Below are 16740 nucleotides of genomic sequence, written 5' to 3'. Positions count from 1 at the left end.
TACCTTGCTCTATGGCTTTGCGACTGCTGCGCCCGAGCGCGGACCGGCCGGCGGGAGCAAGCTCCCTCGCCACAATGAATCATCGAAACCCCTGACTCGGCAGTCATCGGCTCCGTCCGCTATCATGCGCTCACTTTCGATACGCGAGATTGTCATGCGCCGTCTGCTCTGCCTGATGCTGTTAGTGCTGGTCCTGCCGGTGAATGCCGCCGGCCTCTTGGACAGTCGCCCCAGTTCGACCCTGGGCTCGATCAATAACAGCGCCGACTTCCTGCCCGTGCGCGAAGCCTTTCAACTGAGCCTGGTGGAAAGCACACCGCAATCGATCAAGCTGCGCTTCGTCGCTACCGAGGGTTACTACCTCTACCGGCATCGCTTCCAGTTTCACAGCGAGCCCGCCGACATTGGCCTGGGCGCTGCGCAACTGCCTTCAGGCGAAAAAAAGCACGACGAATACTTCGGCGATGTCGAGGTCTACCACGGCATTCTCGACGTCGACCTGCCACGCAGCAGCGCCGATCAGCGGGCTTTCACGTTGGCCGTCACCTACCAGGGCTGCGCCGATAAAGGCCTGTGTTATCCACCGGAAACCGAACGCCTGAAAATCGACGGTGCAGCCATTACCCCTCCAGCCAGTGCCGCAGGCTGGAGCTGGCGCGAACTGGCGCTGTTCTTCCTTGCGGGCCTTGGGCTGACGTTTACCCCATGCGTGCTGCCGATGCTGCCGATCCTCTCCGGCGTGGTGTTGCGCGGTCAGGTCGGCGGACTGCGCGGCTTCAATCTGTCGCTGGCCTACGTCTTGCCGATGGCCGCCTGTTTCGCCGTGCTCGGCGCGTTGATGGGGCTGTTCGGTGCCCAGCTCAACCTTCAGGCACGCCTGCAATCGGCGTGGGTGTTGGCGCCGTTTGCCTTGTTCTTCGCGGTGTTTGCCTTAGCGATGTTCGGGGTGTTCGAACTGAAATTGCCCCACGTGATCAGCAGCCGCCTGGACCGCATTGCCGGCCGCACCGAAGGGGGTTCGCTGTGGGGCGCGGCCGTGCTCGGCGTGGTGTCAAGCCTGTTGGTCTCGCCGTGTGTGTCCGCGCCTTTGGCCGGTGCGTTGCTGTATATCAGCGCCAGCGGCGATGCGTTGGGCGGTGCGCTGAAGCTGTTCGTTCTGGGCCTGGGGATGGGCGCGCCATTGTTGCTGGTCGCCACTGGCGGCGCGGCCTGGCTGCCGAAAAGCGGCCCATGGCTGATCTACGTGAAAAATGCGATTGGCGTGTTGTTGCTGGGGTTGGCAATCGGTTTGCTGAGCCGGGTATTGCCGGGGCCCATCACCTTGCTGCTGATCGGTCTGCTGGCGGTCGGGGTCGGCTTGTTTCTCGGGGCGCTGGAGCTTGGCTATAAACCGCCGCGAAAACGCCTTGGTCAATTGCTCGGGATGCTTCTGGTGTTTTACGGGTTGGCGTGTTGGTACGGCGCCTTCAGCGGCCAGGCCGATCCGCTCAATCCGATCAGCCAGCCAAAAGTCATCAATGCTCCTGGCGGTGCTCAAGCGCAAAACCCGAGTGAATGGCAAACCATCAGCACCCCGGCGGAACTCGATCGCGTGCTCACTGAAGCAAAATCCGCCAACACCCCGCTGCTGCTCGACTGGTACGCCGACTGGTGCATCAGCTGCAAAGTCATCGAGCACGAGGTGCTTAACGACAGCAACGTCGTTGAACGCCTTAAAGGTTATCGACTGGTTCGCTTCGACATCACCGCCAGCAACGCTGAACAACGCGCCCTGCTCGACCGTTACAAGCTGTTCGGACCACCGGCGCTGATGTTTTTCGGCAAGGATGGCAAGGAACGTGGCGATGTGCGGGTGATTGGCGAGATCAACGCCAGGGACTTCGCCGAACGTGTCGCTAAAGCGAATGACCAGATTTAATCAGTTGGTCACATAAATCGCGCAATCATCGGTCATTGTGCTGCCTATTGCAGAGAACTGGACAGTCACAAACGCTTTGCGGCATAGTCGCCGGGTTCTGATAACTGCACACGGATAACAAGGAACAGCCGATGGCGACCCTACTGGTTTTGCACGGACCCAACCTGAACCTGCTCGGCACCCGCGAACCGGGCGTCTACGGGGCTGTGACCCTGGCCGAGATCAATCAGGACCTGGAACAACGCGCGCGCAATGCCGGCCACCATTTGCTCTACCTGCAAAGCAACGCCGAGTATGAATTGATCGACCGCATTCACGCCGCTCGCGGCGAGGGTGTGGATTTCATTTTGATCAATCCAGCAGCTTTTACGCATACAAGTGTCGCATTACGTGACGCGCTGCTGGCGGTGAGCATCCCATTCATCGAAGTGCATTTGTCTAACGTGCACAAACGCGAACCTTTCCGCCATCACTCTTACTTCTCCGACGTTGCGGTGGGAGTGATCTGCGGCCTTGGCGCCAGCGGTTATCGACTGGCCCTGGAGGCCGCACTAGAACAGCTTGAAAGACAGGCAACGGCTTGAACAACAAGCGTTAAACGCCCCTGACCGACCCTTGGGAGTTGATGATTCATGGATATCCGTAAAGTTAAGAAACTGATCGAACTGCTGGAAGAGTCCGGCATCGACGAGCTCGAGATCAAGGAAGGCGAAGAGTCCGTACGTATCAGCCGCCACAGCAAAACCCCGGCTCAGCAGTACTACGCTCCTGCGCCAATGCACGCTCCGGCTCCGGCACCTGTCGCTGCTGCCGCGCCTGCTGCTGCCGCTGCACCTGCTGCTCCCGCTGCGCCAGCGCTGAACGGCAACGTTGCCCGTTCGCCAATGGTGGGCACGTTCTATCGCAAATCTTCGCCGTCCTCGCCGTCCTTCGTTGAAGTTGGCCAGAGCGTGAAGAAAGGCGACACCCTGTGCATCGTCGAAGCCATGAAGATGATGAACCACATCGAAGCTGAAAGCAGCGGTGTGATCGAATCCATCCTCGTCGAAGACGGCCAGCCGGTTGAGTACGACCAACCGCTGTTCACCATCGTTTGAACCGCGGAGAGCCAACGATGTTGAAACCTGCGAAGTTGGAAAAAGTTCTGATCGCCAACCGCGGTGAAATCGCCCTGCGGATCCTGCGTGCCTGCAAAGAGATGGGCATCAAGACCGTCGCCGTTTACTCCAAGGCCGACAAGGAGCTGATGCACCTGGGCCTGGCAGACGAATCGGTTTGCATCGGTCCGGCATCGGCCGCGCACTCTTACCTGCACATTCCAGCGATCATCGCCGCTGCCGAAGTGACCGGCGCCACCGCCATTCACCCAGGCTACGGTTTCCTCGCGGAAAACGCCGACTTTGCCGAACAGGTAGAAAACTCCGGCTTCGCCTTCATCGGCCCGAAAGCTGAAACCATCCGCCTGATGGGCGACAAGGTTTCGGCCAAGCACGCCATGATCGCTGCCGGCGTACCAACCGTTCCAGGTTCCGACGGCCCGCTGCCGGAAGACGAAGAAACCGCTCTGCGCATTGGTCGCGAAGTCGGTTACCCGGTGATCATCAAAGCCGCTGGCGGCGGTGGTGGTCGCGGCATGCGCGTTGTGCACAAAGAAGAAGACCTGATCTCCTCGGCAAAACTGACCCGCTCCGAAGCTGGCGCGGCGTTCGGCAACCCGATGGTCTATCTGGAAAAATTCCTGACCAACCCACGTCACGTGGAAGTTCAGGTACTTTCCGATGGCCAGGGCCACGCTATCCATCTGGGTGACCGCGATTGCTCGCTGCAACGTCGCCACCAGAAGGTTCTCGAAGAAGCACCGGCACCGGGCATCGACGAGAAGGCTCGCCAGGAAGTCTTCGCTCGCTGCGTCAAGGCGTGCATCGACATCGGTTACCGTGGCGCCGGGACTTTCGAGTTCCTGTACGAGAACGGCAGCTTCTACTTCATCGAGATGAACACTCGTGTCCAGGTAGAGCACCCGGTTTCGGAAATGGTCACCGGCATCGACATCGTCAAGGAGATGCTCAGCATCGCCGCCGGCAACCCGCTGTCGTTCACCCAGGATGACGTGGTCATCCGCGGTCACGCGCTGGAATGCCGGATCAACGCCGAAGACCCGAAAACCTTCATGCCAAGCCCAGGCACGGTCAAGCATTTCCATGCCCCGGGCGGCAACGGTGTGCGGGTTGATTCGCACCTGTACAGCGGCTACGCCGTTCCGCCGAACTACGATTCGTTGATCGGCAAACTGATCACTTACGGGGCAACCCGTGAAGAAGCCATGGCGCGCATGCGCAATGCGCTGGACGAAATCGTGGTCGACGGGATCAAGACCAACATCCCGCTGCACCGCGACCTGACCCGCGATGAAGGCTTCTGCAAAGGTGGAGTCAACATCCACTACCTGGAACACAAGCTGGCAGCACAACACTAAAGCTTGATCCAGACCAACAAAGCCGCTTTCGAGCGGCTTTGTTGTTTCCGGGATTACTGAATGCAGAACCCTTGTGGCGAGGGAGCTTGCTCCCGCTCGGTTGCGAAGCAGCCGCAAACCATCCAACAGCTGTGCCCCAGGTAAAACCGAGGTGCCCATTTTTGGACCGCTTCGCGCTCCAGCGGGAGCAAGCTCCCTCGCCACAGGTATATCCCTGGCAAGCCGGTCGTCTTCTGCGCCGCTCTCGCGTAAACTTACGCGCTTCTCGCAGCCCGCCAGGCTGCACATTACATTTTTCAAAGGTGCCCGCCATGCCTTGGCTGCAAGTCCGTCTCGCCATCAGCCCAGAACAAGCCGAAACCTACGAAGACGCCTTCCTTGAAGTCGGCGCCGTCTCGGTGACCTTCATGGACGCCGAAGATCAGCCGATCTTCGAGCCGGAACTGAACACCACCCCACTGTGGTCGCACACCCATCTGCTGGCCCTGTTCGAAGGTGGCACCGAAGCCGCCAGCGTGCTGGCACACCTTGAGCTGCTGACCGGCAGCCCGCTACCCGAGCATCACAGCGAAGTCATTGAAGACCAGGACTGGGAACGCAGCTGGATGGACAACTTCCAGCCAATGCGCTTCGGTCAGCGCCTGTGGATCGTCCCGAGCTGGCACGCTGCGCCCGAGCCTGATGCGGTCAATCTGCTGCTCGATCCGGGCCTGGCGTTCGGCACCGGCACCCACCCGACCACCGCCTTGTGCCTGGAATGGCTCGACGGCCAGGACCTGAAGGACTGCCACGTACTGGACTTCGGCTGCGGCTCGGGGATCCTCGCGATCGCTGCACTGCTGCTGGGCGCCAAGGAAGCGGTCGGCACCGACATCGACGTGCAGGCACTGGAAGCCTCCCGCGACAACGCCGGGCGCAACAACATCGACCCAGCGCTGTTCCCGCTGTATCTGCCTCAAGATTTGCCGCAAGTGCAGGCCGAGGTACTGGTCGCCAACATTCTCGCCGGACCACTGGTTTCCCTGGCCCCGCAACTTTCCAGCCTGGTCAAGCCCGGCGGTCGCCTGGCATTGTCGGGCATCCTCGCCGAGCAAGGCGCGGAAGTCGCAGAGGCTTATGCCAAGGACTTTGAGCTGGACCCGATTGCCAATCGCGATGGCTGGGTGCGCATCACCGGCCGTCGGCGCTAAAATGAGCGCCTGCATACTCCGGATAGCCGCATGACCGATAGCTTCGTCACCCAGTGCCCGCATTGCCAGACCAGTTTCCGCGTCAGCCACGCCCAATTGAGCGTCGCCCGCGGAGTGGTTCGCTGCGGCTCTTGCCTGCAAGTGTTCAATGCTGCACGGCAGTTGCTCGAGCAACGCATGGGCAAGGAAGCTATCGCCCTCACGACCCCGCCACCGGTTGAGCCGCCCACGCAACGGGCCATCAGCCAGAAGCAGTGGACAGCCGCCGAACTGGATCTGGACAGCCTCGACCTCGACGAAGAACTCGCCAAGCTTGAACAACGGGAAATCCAGCCGACCAAAGAGTTCGGCCATCATGAGCGCAAGCACAAGGAAGACTCGCTGAGCGCCCGTCGGGATACGCCCGAAGGTGAAGAGCCTTGGTCCGACAGCCTGTTCAGCGATTCAGCCGCTGAACGCGCGCTGGCCAGCGAAAACACGCACGCACCGGCCGAGAACCATCGATCGGCAGACATCGCCGACGAGCCGGAAAAAACCTCGCGCACCGAACCCTCGCTGTCGCTCGAGCTGGTCGATCTGGACGATGAGCCCGAGGCACCGCAACTGCGCCTCGACCAACCCTTCGAAACGCCGGAGCCTGCAGCGAAACACGAACGCCTGTCCGCGACCGATGACGATATCGACGACGAAACCCCTGACGCCGAGCCCGTACGCAAGAAGCGCACGCGCAACGAACCAGCCATGCATGACGAGGTGCTGCAGGACCTGATCGACGACCCGCTGCAACTCGACTGGCAAAAACGCCGCTCCCCCTGGGGTCGCCGATTCTTTTGGAGCCTGATGGTCCTGCTGGGCGCAGCAGCCCTTGCCGGCCAGTACATTGCCTATCACTTCGACGAACTGGCCCGCCAGGATCAATACCGCCCCTGGTTCCAGCAACTGTGCCCGCAGATTGGCTGCAGCGTGCCGTCCAAGGTCGATATCGCGAAAATCAAAAGCAGCAATCTGGTGGTGCGTAGCCACCCGGACTTCAACGGCGCGCTGGTAGTTGACGCGATCATCTACAACCGCGCGTCGTTCTCGCAGCCGTTCCCATTGCTGGAACTGCGCTTTGCCGACCTCAATGGCCATCTGATCGCCAGCCGCCGCTTCAAACCAGGCGAGTACCTCAATGGCGACCTCGCGGACCTCGCAGAAATGCCACCGCAAACACCGATCCATATTGCCCTGGACATCCTCGATCCCGGCCCAAAAGCCGTGAACTACAGCCTGAGCTTCCACTCGCCCGAGTGAATCGCTTCACTCGGCGCCGAGCCTCGCGCCGTTGACGGCAATTTTCCGACTCCCGGCGCCTCGAACCAAACTGATGGCAATAACAGAATAACTGTTCAGATTTTATCCAATTCAGCCTTTATCCAGTCATCGAGAGCGGGTATCATGCCAACCCTTTTTCGAACTCTCATGATCCGACCCCACAACAGGGAAGTCCTATGTCGGCGGTACGCATCGGCCCATATACACTGCACAACGGCTTGATTCTCGCCCCGATGGCGGGGGTCACCGACCAGCCCTTTCGTCAGCTGTGCAAACGACTGGGCGCAGGGCTTGTAGTCTCGGAAATGGTCACCAGCGACATGAGTTTGTGGAACACCCGCAAATCGCGTCTGCGCATGGTCCACGAAGGCGATCCCGAGCCACGCTCGGTACAGATCGCCGGTGGCGATGCACAGATGCTGGCGGAGGCAGCACGCGCCAACGTCGAGTTGGGCGCCCAGATTATTGACATCAACATGGGATGTCCGGCCAAGAAGGTCTGCAACAAGGCCGCCGGCTCCGCGTTACTGAAAGATGAAGAATTGGTGACCGAGATCCTGCACGCCGTCGTGGCGGCGGTTGATGTGCCGGTCACGCTGAAGATCCGCACGGGCTGGGACCGGGCGAACAAGAATGGCCTGACGGTGGCGAAGATCGCCGAACAGGCAGGCATTACGGCGCTGGCGGTGCATGGCCGGACCCGTGCCGATCTGTATACCGGTGAAGCCGAGTACGACACCATTGCTGCGATCAAGCAGGCGGTGTCGATTCCGGTCTTCGCCAATGGCGATATCGACTCGCCCGAGAAGGCCCGGCACGTGCTTGACGCGACCGGTGCCGATGGCCTGCTGATAGGCCGGGCTGCCCAGGGGCGGCCATGGATTTTTCGTGAGATCGAGCATTTTCTGCGTACCGGCGAAAAACTCCCGGCACCGGAATTGATCGAGGTGGAACGTATTCTGCTTGAGCATCTGGCCGCGCTCCATGCTTTCTATGGAGATGTCATGGGCGTACGCATCGCCCGCAAGCATGTCGGCTGGTATCTCGCAACCCTGCCGGGCGCCAGGGAGTTTCGCGCCCACTTCAATCGTTTGGATGGTACGGAAACACAATGCGCCAACGTTCGGGAGTTCTTCGCCGAGCGCTACAAGAGCCTGACAGGGGACGGAGAAGGGGTGGCCGCATGACGATGATGACCGAGACTTTAGTGAGTGGAACAGCACCCGTGAGCGACAACGTAAATTTGAAACAGCACCTCAATACACCGAGCGAAGAAGGCCAGACCCTTCGCGGGAGTGTCGAGAAGGCGCTGCACAATTATTTCGCCCACCTTGAAGGCGCTGCCGTCACGGATGTGTACAACCTGGTGCTCTCCGAAGTCGAGGCTCCCCTGCTCGAAAGCGTGATGAACTACGTCAAGGGCAATCAGACCAAGGCCAGTGAGCTGCTGGGACTGAACCGCGGCACCTTGCGCAAGAAACTCAAGCAGTACGATTTGCTGTAAGCATTCAATCAAACCAGAAAGGCGCCCGCGTAAAACCGGTCGCCTTTTTTGCTGACTTCCTTTGCTTTTGATGGAAATTGAGATGACCGACCAGACCACCCGCCTGCCGATCCGCCGCGCCTTGATCAGCGTTTCCGACAAGACCGGGATCCTCGAATTCGCCAAGGAACTCGAAGCCCTCGGCGTCGAGATCCTCTCCACCGGCGGGACGTTCAAGCTGCTGCAGGACAATGGCGTAGCCGCTGTGGAAGTCGCGGATTACACCGGTTTCGCAGAAATGATGGACGGTCGGGTGAAAACCCTGCACCCGAAAATCCACGGCGGGATCCTCGGTCGTCGCGGTATCGACGATGCGATCATGAACGAACACGGCATCAAGCCGATCGATCTGGTCGCCGTTAACCTCTACCCGTTCGAAGCCACCATCAACAAGCCAGGTTGCGACCTGCCGACCGCCATCGAGAACATCGATATCGGCGGCCCGACCATGGTGCGCTCCGCTGCCAAGAACCACAAAGACGTGGCCATCGTGGTGAACGCCAGCGATTACGCCAGCGTGCTGGAAAGCCTCAAGGCCGGTGGCCTGACCTACGCTCAGCGTTTCGACCTGATGCTCAAGGCCTTCGAACACACCGCGGCCTATGACGGCATGATCGCCAACTACATGGGCACCGTGAACCAGGCTGCTGAAACCCTCACCACCGAAGGTCGCAGCGAGTTCCCGCGCACCTTCAACAGCCAGTTCATCAAGGCTCAGGAAATGCGCTATGGCGAGAACCCGCACCAGAGCGCGGCGTTCTACGTTGAAGCCAAGCCCGCCGAAGTCGGCATCGCTACCGCGACCCAACTGCAAGGCAAAGAACTGTCGTACAACAACGTGGCCGACACCGACGCTGCGCTGGAATGCGTGAAGAGCTTCGTCAAACCGGCCTGCGTGATCGTCAAGCACGCCAACCCGTGCGGCGTTGCCGTGAGCCCGGACGCTGAAGGCGGTATCCGCCAGGCGTACGAACTGGCTTACGCCACCGACACCGAATCGGCTTTCGGCGGCATCATCGCGTTCAACCGCGAACTGGACGCTGAAACTGCCAAGGCCATCGTCGAGCGTCAGTTCGTCGAAGTGATCATCGCCCCGTCGGTCAGCGAAGAAGCTCGCGCCATCGTTGCCGCCAAGGCCAACGTTCGCTTGCTGGCGTGCGGCCAATGGTCGGCTGATCGTGCCCCGGCCTGGGACTACAAGCGCGTCAATGGCGGTTTGCTGGTACAGAGCCGCGACATCGGCATGATCGGCAGCGAAGACCTGAAGGTTGTGACCAAGCGCGCACCGACCGAGCAAGAGATCAACGACCTGATCTTCGCCTGGAAAGTCGCCAAGTATGTCAAATCCAATGCCATCGTCTACGCCAAGAACCGTCAGACCATCGGTGTCGGCGCTGGCCAGATGAGCCGCGTGAACTCTGCGCGCATCGCCGCCATCAAAGCTGAACATGCTGGCCTGCAAGTGCAGGGCGCGGTCATGGCCTCGGACGCGTTCTTCCCGTTCCGCGACGGCATCGACAACGCCGCCAAGGTTGGCATCACCGCCGTGATTCAACCAGGCGGCTCGATGCGTGACAACGAAGTGATTGCTGCCGCAGACGAGGCCGGCATCGCCATGGTATTCACCGGCATGCGCCACTTCCGTCACTGATTCAACTCGATCGAAATGTGGGAGCGGGCTTGCTCGCGAATGCAAGCTGTCAGTAACGACGATGCTGGCTGACACACCGCTTTCGCGAGCAAGCCCGCTCCCACATTTAAAAGCGCTCCAGCGGCGCCTACAGAATTTGAGGTTTTTGAAATGAATGTTTTGATCATTGGCAGCGGTGGCCGTGAACACGCCCTGGCCTGGAAAGTCGCTCAGGATCCGCGCGTACAGAAAGTCTTCGTTGCCCCGGGCAACGCCGGCACTGCCATTGAAGCCAAGTGCGAGAACGTCGCTATCGACGTGCTGGCCCTTGAGCAGTTGGCCGACTTCGCCGAGAAAAACGTCTCCCTGACCATCGTCGGTCCGGAAGTCCCGCTGGTCGCAGGCGTAGTCGATCTGTTCCGCAAACGCGGCCTGGACTGCTTCGGCCCAACCGCTGGCGCCGCCCAGCTGGAAGGTTCCAAGGCATTCACCAAGGACTTCCTGGCTCGCCACAAGATCCCGACGGCCGACTACCAGAATTTCACCGAGATCGAGCCTGCCTTGGCTTATCTGCGTGAAAAAGGTGCGCCGATCGTGATCAAGGCCGACGGCCTGGCAGCCGGTAAAGGCGTGATCGTCGCCATGACCCTGAGCGAAGCCGAAGACGCCGTACGCGACATGCTCGCCGGCAACGCTTTTGGCGACGCCGGTTCGCGCGTGGTCATCGAAGAGTTCCTCGATGGCGAAGAAGCCAGCTTCATCGTCATGGTCGACGGCAAGAACGTGCTGCCGATGGCCACCAGCCAGGACCACAAACGCGTTGGCGACGCCGACACCGGCCCGAACACGGGCGGCATGGGTGCCTACTCCCCTGCCCCGGTGGTCACCAGCGAAGTTCACCAGCGCGTCATGGACCTGGTGATCTGGCCAACCGTGCGTGGCATGGCCGAAGAAGGCAACGTCTACACCGGCTTCCTCTATGCTGGTCTGATGATCGACAAAGCCGGCAACCCGAAAGTCATCGAGTTCAACTGCCGTTTCGGCGACCCCGAGACCCAACCGGTAATGCTGCGCCTGCAGTCGAGCCTGGTATTGCTGGTCGAAGCGGCGCTGGCACAGGCACTGGACAAGGTCGAAGCTCAGTGGGATCCACGTCCAAGCGTCGGTATCGTACTGGCTGCTGGCGGCTACCCGGGCGATTACGCCAAGGGCGCAGTGATCGAAGGCCTGGATGCCGCCGCTGCACTGGAAGGTAAAGTCTTCCACGCCGGTACCGCACTCAAGGACGGCAAGGTTGTGACGGCCGGTGGTCGGGTACTTTGCGCCACCGCCATGGGCGCAAGCGTCGATGCCGCCCAGCAGCAGGCCTACAAGCTGGCCGCCAAAATCAACTGGGAAGGCTGTTTCTACCGCAAGGACATTGGCTACCGCGCCATTGCCCGTGAGCGTGGCGAAAATCAGGAATAAGCTATCCATTCGGCTAGGCAGGGGCCTATGGCCCTTGCCGTACTATTCCGGCGCCGCGCATAGTTATAATCTGGAATCAACCTACGAAGGGATTTCGCCGTGCGCTGGCTCAGGATTGCCATAGGCTTCACCGTCACTCTGCTGACCCTGCTCTGCATGCTCCCGGCCCAGGCCGCGCAAGGCAGTGGCTGGGCGGTATTGCTCGACGAACAGGCAGACCTGCAACTGAGCGATATCCGCTCGGCTCGCTACACCAACCAATTCAGCCCGATTGAACTCGACCAGATCACCGCCGCCGAACCCAGTGGCGCGTTGTGGCTGCGTTTCAAGCTCAGTCCCGGTAAACACGAACAACTGCTGCGCATCTTCGCCCCCGATTTGTCGCACCTGAACCTCTACGTTCTGGATGGCGACACATTGGTCGAGCAATTGACCAGCGGCAACGAGCAACCGCAGAGCGAGCGACCACTCCCCAGCAGCGACTTCATGTTGCCGCTTCCACAAAGCGACAAACCCCTCGACGTCTATCTGCGACTGGTTTCCGAACACGAGTTGCGCCCCTATATCACCCTGCAATCAGCAGTGATGGTGGCGGCGAACCAGAACCAGACGCTGATCTATGGCCTGTTTTTTGGCTGCATCGCGATGCTGATCCTGTACAACCTCACGCGCTACGGCTATAGCCGCTCGCGCAGCAGCGTCTGGCTGGCAGCGTGCGAGGGACTGTTACTGCTCAGCCTGGTGCTGTTGTTGAACCTGGCTGGACCATGGCTTCCCGACTGGCATGCCGTGCAAACACCCGGCGCCTACCTGGCGCTACTGCTGACAGCCCCTTGCGGCCTGATGTTCGCCTACCGCTTCTTTGCCCCGCTGGGCCCGCATCCTCTAAACAAATTGCTGCTGGGGGACATCCTGTTCATTGTCCTGTGCAGCCTGCTGTTGCTGTTCGTCGACACCCTGCCGCTGAACATCATCACCTATGCGCTGGTGGCCCTGGCGGGCCTGAGCATGCTCTTTGTCAGCGCCTATCACTGGCAAAAGGGTTATCGGCCGGCACGCCTGTTCGTGGCTGCGATGGTGGTGTTCAACGTCGGCACGCTGATCATCCTGCCGGCGCTGCTGGGGCTGACCCTGGTTGCACCGCAAGGCCTGATCATGACCTTGATGGCCTTCATCTGCATCTGCGGCGTGCTGATGAGCATCGCCTTGAGCGAACGCCAGCGCAGCATCACCGAAGACCGCTTCAGCGTCAGCCGTGACCTGGCAGCAAGTAATGCCGAGATCAATGCCAAAGCCGAATTCCTGGCAAAGATCAGCCACGAAATCCGCACCCCGATGAATGGCGTGCTGGGCATGACCGAACTTCTGTTGGGCACCCCGCTGTCGGTCAAACAACGCGACTACGTACAAACCATCCATAGCGCCGGCAATGAACTGCTGACGTTGATCAACGAAATCCTCGACATCTCCAAGCTCGAGTCCGGACAAATCGAACTCGACGATGTGCAGTTCGACCTCAACGCACTGATCGAAGACTGCCTGAGCATCTTCCGCGCCAAGGCCGAACAACAGAACGTCGAGCTGATCAGCTTCATCCAGCCACAGGTCCCTCGCGTGATCAGCGGCGACCCGACGCGTCTGCGCCAGACACTGCTGAGCCTGCTGGAAAACGCCCTGAAGAAAACCGACGAAGGCGAAATCCTGATCGTCGTGGCCCTTGACGAACGCAGCCACAAACCGCGCCTGCGCATTGCCGTGCAAGACAGCGGGCACCCCATGGATGCCGAAGAACGAGAAGCCCTTCTGCATGCCGAACTGCACAGCAAGAACTTCCTTTCCGCCACCCGCCTGGGCGGTAACCTGGGGCTGGTAATCGCCCGCCAATTGATTCTGCTGATGCACGGCGAATTCGGCATCAAGAGCGGCAGCAATCAGGGCAGCACACTGTGGCTGACCTTGCCGCTGGACCCCGAGCGCCTCGAACACCCGACCTCCGATCTCGATGGCCCGCTACAAGGCGCACGGGTGCTGGTGGTGGACGACAATGACACCTGCCGCAAAGTCCTGGTGCAGCAATGCAGCGCCTGGGGGCTGAACGTCAGCGCCGTACCTTCCGGCAAGGAAGCCCTCGCCCTGCTGCGCACCAAGGCGCACCTGCGTGACTACTTCGACGTGGTCCTGCTCGACCAGAACATGCCCGGCATGACCGGCATGCAACTGGCGGCGAAGATCAAGGAAGACCCGAGCCTGAATCACGACATTCTGCTGATCATGCTCACCGGCATCAGCAACGCGCCGAGCAAGGTCATCGCACGCAATGCCGGGATCAAACGCATCCTCGCCAAGCCCGTGGCCGGCTACACCCTCAAGACCACGCTGGCGGACGAACTGAGCCAACGCAGCAAAGGCCTGGCGGTCTCGCAGCAACTGCCGAGCGGCGCGCCTGCGGCGGTCAAGGTGCCGAGCGATTTCCGCATTCTGGTGGCCGAAGACAACAGCATTTCAACCAAAGTGATTCGCGGCATGCTCGGCAAGCTCAACCTTCAGCCGGACACCGCCTGCAATGGCGAAGAAGCGTTGAAAGCGATGAAGGCCCAGCGCTACGACCTGGTGTTGATGGACTGCGAAATGCCAATCCTCGATGGCTTCTCCGCCACCCAGCAATTGCGTGCCTGGGAGGTCGGCAACCAGCGAACTCGCACACCGGTAGTAGCACTTACCGCACACATCCTGGCCGAACACAAAGAACGCGCACGCCAGGCCGGCATGGATGGCCATATGGCCAAGCCCGTCGAGCTTTCACAACTGCGCGAACTGATCGAGCATTGGGTCGCGCAGCGCGATCAGCAGAATCAGGCAACGGCTCAAACGTCCTGAGCCGACAGACCCCGCAGCGCCTGATAGACTCCTCCTCGACTTCCCTCGCCAGTGAGCTTGCCCCATGCTCCACGTGTTGTTCAGTGTTTACCTGAAGATGCTGGTGCTCTACAGCCCCTTCTTCGTGTTGTCCTGCTTCATCAGCCTGACCCGCGGTTACTCGCGCAAGGAACAACGTCGACTGGCCTGGAATGTCGCCCTCGCGACCCTGGTTTCCAGCGTGCTGTTGTATTTGTTCGGGCGGGTGATTTTCAGCGTGTTCGGCATCACCGTAGACGCCTTCCGCATTGGCGCCGGCAGTGTGCTGTTCATTTCGGCACTGGGCATGGCTCAGGGCAAGTCAGCGGTCCAGACCGACAACGTGCAGCAAGACGTGACCATCGTCCCGCTGACCATTCCGCTCACTGTCGGCCCCGGCACCATCGGGGCCTTGCTGGTGATGGGCGTCAGCCAGCCGCACTGGGACGACAAACTCACCGCCATCCTCAGCATCGCCATGGCCAGCCTGACCGTCGGCGTGGTGCTGTACCTGTCCAACCGTATCGAACGGATTCTCGGTGACCAGGGTTTGCAGATTGTCAGCCGGTTGATGGGGTTATTTGTGTGTGCACTGGCAGCGCAGATTATCTTTACCGGGGTGAAGGGGTATTTGGTGCCTTAGTTCGTCGTTCATCACGAGATTGCCCATCGAAAAACAAGGCCTTGTTGTTAAAGCACAAGGCCTTGCCAATGTTGATCAAACCAAACGACTCAGAGCTTCAGTTTCCTCACCAGGATCTTGTCTGAGTAAGCGTCGATTTTCTCGTGAACCCGTCCACGGTAGTTTTCAAACACCTCCCGATTGAAAGCAAAAACGCCGCCATCCGGGATGATGACCACTTCTTTGCCGAACTCACTCCAGAAAAAGAAGTCATCCTCAATCACGTTGGTGCTATAGCGCAATCCGTACAGGCAGACGACCACGTCGCCGGAATCAAGACGTTCGCAAGGTGCACATTTGAGAATACCCGACCCACTGTTCGCGACGTTGCCGCGAAAGAAGTTCCAGGCAAACTCGTCCAGCCTCAACGCCGCGTAAGTTTCCTCAACAAGCTGACCTAAACGTTCCACCCCCAAGCGGCCGATGATGGCATGGCTGACGCTCAGCAGTTGATTGACATTCGACACCCTCAACGGCTCAGAGGGGACGATAGTTTTGAGTGTGAAGCCAGCCTTCAACAACCGCCCCTGGTAATAATCGAACCAGACTTTTTTTGATACTTGCCCTGGGTATTTATCAGTCGCTGCCAGTTCCGCATACAGCAAACAGTCCTGTATATCCTGTTGGTCCTGCGGGCAAACTTCGGACGCAAAGGATAACACGCAGCTACCCACCACTACAGCATCAGCAAGCACTGACATATTGAACACCCCGTTCATCCACGCTAAATAAACTACCCCCTATTGAAAGCCTCTTTCGGCTTTACTAGCCTGCAATCTTTTTAAACAGATCATCACCGAACTGGTTAATGTAGTTATGAACCTGCTGACGCTTTCGATCAAACGCACGCTTATTAAACTTTCTAATGCCTGCCGCTTGAAAAAGGTGAACCCCCTCTGTCTTGAAAGTAAAAAACAGAAATTCGCCATCGTAGTCTTTACTGAACACATCCAGGCCGCCCATGACCATTGCCATACCACCACCTGGGGCAACAATACAAGGAACTGCTTTGAAGCTGACAACCGAACTTTCCTTGCTTCCGGCGTCCACGATTTTCAGCGCTGCCTTATCGCCCTTGAGCTTGTCAAAGCCCGACGCTACCAGGCTCAATACATTTCCAGAGCCCGCACTGATGACAGTCTCAAGCACTTGCAGCAATGCTTCGTTCATGCTCAGCGTCAGCTTTTTGGAGTCATACTTCTTATACGTGTAGCTTTCTGTGACCCAGCCAATCGCCGACAAGGCCTCGTTATAAGCCATGTATCGCTGTTCTTGCGAGGTTTCGACAGGCAGTTTTCTGACGACGGCTTCGGCAAAAGCCTGGCTATCCAGTGCATCCTGCTTATCATCTTCGCTAAGCCGTTCCTCAAATACCACAAGGGATGGACCGACGACCGACGCATCAATTCCCGGCGCGGCACCATTCAGCGAAACACTGCCGCTCTTGGCAAACATCCTGAGTCGGGGACGCGCGAAAACTTCAGTTAACTGAGCGTCGATTCGCTCAAAGTATTTATCCTGCACGGCCTCAGAGAAAGGGACATCCGCAACATTAATTATTTCGTTTCCCATATAAACATCCTTAGTAAATACTCGCCGCTCCATGCGACAGAAACAAAACTAAG

The 16740-nt window shown here is 59.3% G+C and carries 14 protein-coding genes; 12 read left to right on the top strand and 2 right to left on the bottom strand.

Features of this window, described 5'->3' with window-relative positions; translation table 11 throughout:
• Nucleotides 1-154 precede the first annotated feature (154 nt).
• The 12 genes from AC3WK5_RS05860 to AC3WK5_RS05805 all read left to right on the top strand — a co-directional run bounded on the left by AC3WK5_RS05860 (nucleotide 155) and on the right by AC3WK5_RS05805 (nucleotide 15076).
• Nucleotides 155-1918, top strand: coding sequence for a protein-disulfide reductase DsbD (locus AC3WK5_RS05860; protein ID WP_103316955.1), 1764 nt, complete (start codon nucleotides 155-157; stop codon nucleotides 1916-1918).
• A gap of 131 nt (nucleotides 1919-2049) precedes the next feature.
• A complete protein-coding gene (aroQ, locus tag AC3WK5_RS05855) occupies nucleotides 2050-2502 on the top strand; it encodes a type II 3-dehydroquinate dehydratase (RefSeq protein ID WP_019693755.1) in 453 nt (150 codons plus the stop codon).
• Between the two features lie 48 nt (nucleotides 2503-2550).
• Nucleotides 2551-3015: an acetyl-CoA carboxylase biotin carboxyl carrier protein gene (gene accB / locus AC3WK5_RS05850; protein ID WP_103316957.1), complete on the top strand. Its 465-nt coding sequence runs from the start codon at nucleotides 2551-2553 to the stop codon at nucleotides 3013-3015.
• Nucleotides 3016-3032: 17 nt separating this feature from the next.
• Nucleotides 3033-4394 (top strand): acetyl-CoA carboxylase biotin carboxylase subunit, encoded by a 1362-nt coding sequence (accC, locus tag AC3WK5_RS05845; RefSeq protein WP_019693757.1) that lies wholly within the window; start codon nucleotides 3033-3035, stop codon nucleotides 4392-4394.
• A 311-nt stretch (nucleotides 4395-4705) separates the two neighbouring features.
• Complete coding sequence (gene prmA / locus AC3WK5_RS05840; RefSeq protein WP_103316959.1) at nucleotides 4706-5584, top strand: 50S ribosomal protein L11 methyltransferase; 879 nt, start codon at nucleotides 4706-4708, stop codon at nucleotides 5582-5584.
• A gap of 30 nt (nucleotides 5585-5614) precedes the next feature.
• The gene (locus AC3WK5_RS05835) at nucleotides 5615-6877 is read left to right on the top strand and encodes a DUF3426 domain-containing protein (protein ID WP_103316962.1); all 1263 of its coding nucleotides are present in this window, start codon (nucleotides 5615-5617) and stop codon (nucleotides 6875-6877) included.
• A 197-nt stretch (nucleotides 6878-7074) separates the two neighbouring features.
• The gene (dusB, locus tag AC3WK5_RS05830; protein ID WP_103316965.1) at nucleotides 7075-8085 is read left to right on the top strand and encodes a tRNA dihydrouridine synthase DusB; all 1011 of its coding nucleotides are present in this window, start codon (nucleotides 7075-7077) and stop codon (nucleotides 8083-8085) included.
• The gene (fis, locus tag AC3WK5_RS05825) at nucleotides 8082-8402 is read left to right on the top strand and encodes a DNA-binding transcriptional regulator Fis (protein ID WP_007921650.1); all 321 of its coding nucleotides are present in this window, start codon (nucleotides 8082-8084) and stop codon (nucleotides 8400-8402) included. Before dusB ends, fis begins: the two co-directional genes overlap by 4 nt.
• Before the next feature lie 82 nt (nucleotides 8403-8484).
• On the top strand, nucleotides 8485-10092 hold the full coding sequence (gene purH, locus AC3WK5_RS05820) for a bifunctional phosphoribosylaminoimidazolecarboxamide formyltransferase/IMP cyclohydrolase (RefSeq protein ID WP_103316967.1): 1608 nt from the start codon (nucleotides 8485-8487) through the stop codon (nucleotides 10090-10092).
• A gap of 150 nt (nucleotides 10093-10242) precedes the next feature.
• On the top strand, nucleotides 10243-11538 hold the full coding sequence (purD, locus tag AC3WK5_RS05815; protein WP_054595435.1) for a phosphoribosylamine--glycine ligase: 1296 nt from the start codon (nucleotides 10243-10245) through the stop codon (nucleotides 11536-11538).
• A gap of 99 nt (nucleotides 11539-11637) precedes the next feature.
• The gene (locus tag AC3WK5_RS05810) at nucleotides 11638-14415 is read left to right on the top strand and encodes a hybrid sensor histidine kinase/response regulator (protein WP_103316969.1); all 2778 of its coding nucleotides are present in this window, start codon (nucleotides 11638-11640) and stop codon (nucleotides 14413-14415) included.
• A gap of 64 nt (nucleotides 14416-14479) precedes the next feature.
• Nucleotides 14480-15076, top strand: a complete 597-nt coding sequence (locus AC3WK5_RS05805; RefSeq protein WP_054595433.1) for a MarC family protein — start codon at nucleotides 14480-14482, stop codon at nucleotides 15074-15076.
• A gap of 89 nt (nucleotides 15077-15165) precedes the next feature.
• On the opposite strand, the gene AC3WK5_RS05800 is transcribed toward AC3WK5_RS05805, so the two are convergent.
• Both AC3WK5_RS05800 and AC3WK5_RS05795 read right to left on the bottom strand, forming a co-directional pair.
• Nucleotides 15166-15816, bottom strand: coding sequence for a hypothetical protein (locus AC3WK5_RS05800; protein ID WP_103317031.1), 651 nt, complete (start codon nucleotides 15814-15816; stop codon nucleotides 15166-15168).
• 64 nt (nucleotides 15817-15880) lie between these two features.
• Entirely contained in the window at nucleotides 15881-16687 is an 807-nt protein-coding gene (locus AC3WK5_RS05795) for a hypothetical protein (RefSeq protein WP_103316971.1), read from the bottom strand.
• Nucleotides 16688-16740 lie beyond the last annotated feature (53 nt).

This window comes from Pseudomonas sp. FW306-02-D09B, assembly GCF_058782685.1.
The sequence above is the reverse complement of the archived record's forward strand: the minus strand, read 5'-3'. Positions and strand labels throughout refer to the sequence as shown.

Excerpts from the sequence above, each read along its gene's own strand:
- AC3WK5_RS05860 (WP_103316955.1), top strand. The coding sequence starts at position 155 with ATGCGCCGTCTGCTCTGCCTGATGCTGTTAGTGCTGGTCCTGCCGGTG.
- aroQ (WP_019693755.1), top strand. The coding sequence starts at position 2,050 with ATGGCGACCCTACTGGTTTTGCACGGACCCAACCTGAACCTGCTCGGC.
- accB (WP_103316957.1), top strand. The coding sequence starts at position 2,551 with ATGGATATCCGTAAAGTTAAGAAACTGATCGAACTGCTGGAAGAGTCC.
- accC (WP_019693757.1), top strand. The coding sequence starts at position 3,033 with ATGTTGAAACCTGCGAAGTTGGAAAAAGTTCTGATCGCCAACCGCGGT.
- prmA (WP_103316959.1), top strand. The coding sequence starts at position 4,706 with ATGCCTTGGCTGCAAGTCCGTCTCGCCATCAGCCCAGAACAAGCCGAA.
- AC3WK5_RS05835 (WP_103316962.1), top strand. The coding sequence starts at position 5,615 with ATGACCGATAGCTTCGTCACCCAGTGCCCGCATTGCCAGACCAGTTTC.
- dusB (WP_103316965.1), top strand. The coding sequence starts at position 7,075 with ATGTCGGCGGTACGCATCGGCCCATATACACTGCACAACGGCTTGATT.
- fis (WP_007921650.1), top strand. The coding sequence starts at position 8,082 with ATGACGATGATGACCGAGACTTTAGTGAGTGGAACAGCACCCGTGAGC.
- purH (WP_103316967.1), top strand. The coding sequence starts at position 8,485 with ATGACCGACCAGACCACCCGCCTGCCGATCCGCCGCGCCTTGATCAGC.
- purD (WP_054595435.1), top strand. The coding sequence starts at position 10,243 with ATGAATGTTTTGATCATTGGCAGCGGTGGCCGTGAACACGCCCTGGCC.
- AC3WK5_RS05805 (WP_054595433.1), top strand. The coding sequence starts at position 14,480 with ATGCTCCACGTGTTGTTCAGTGTTTACCTGAAGATGCTGGTGCTCTAC.
- AC3WK5_RS05800 (WP_103317031.1), bottom strand. The coding sequence starts at position 15,816 with ATGTCAGTGCTTGCTGATGCTGTAGTGGTGGGTAGCTGCGTGTTATCC.
- AC3WK5_RS05795 (WP_103316971.1), bottom strand. The coding sequence starts at position 16,687 with ATGGGAAACGAAATAATTAATGTTGCGGATGTCCCTTTCTCTGAGGCC.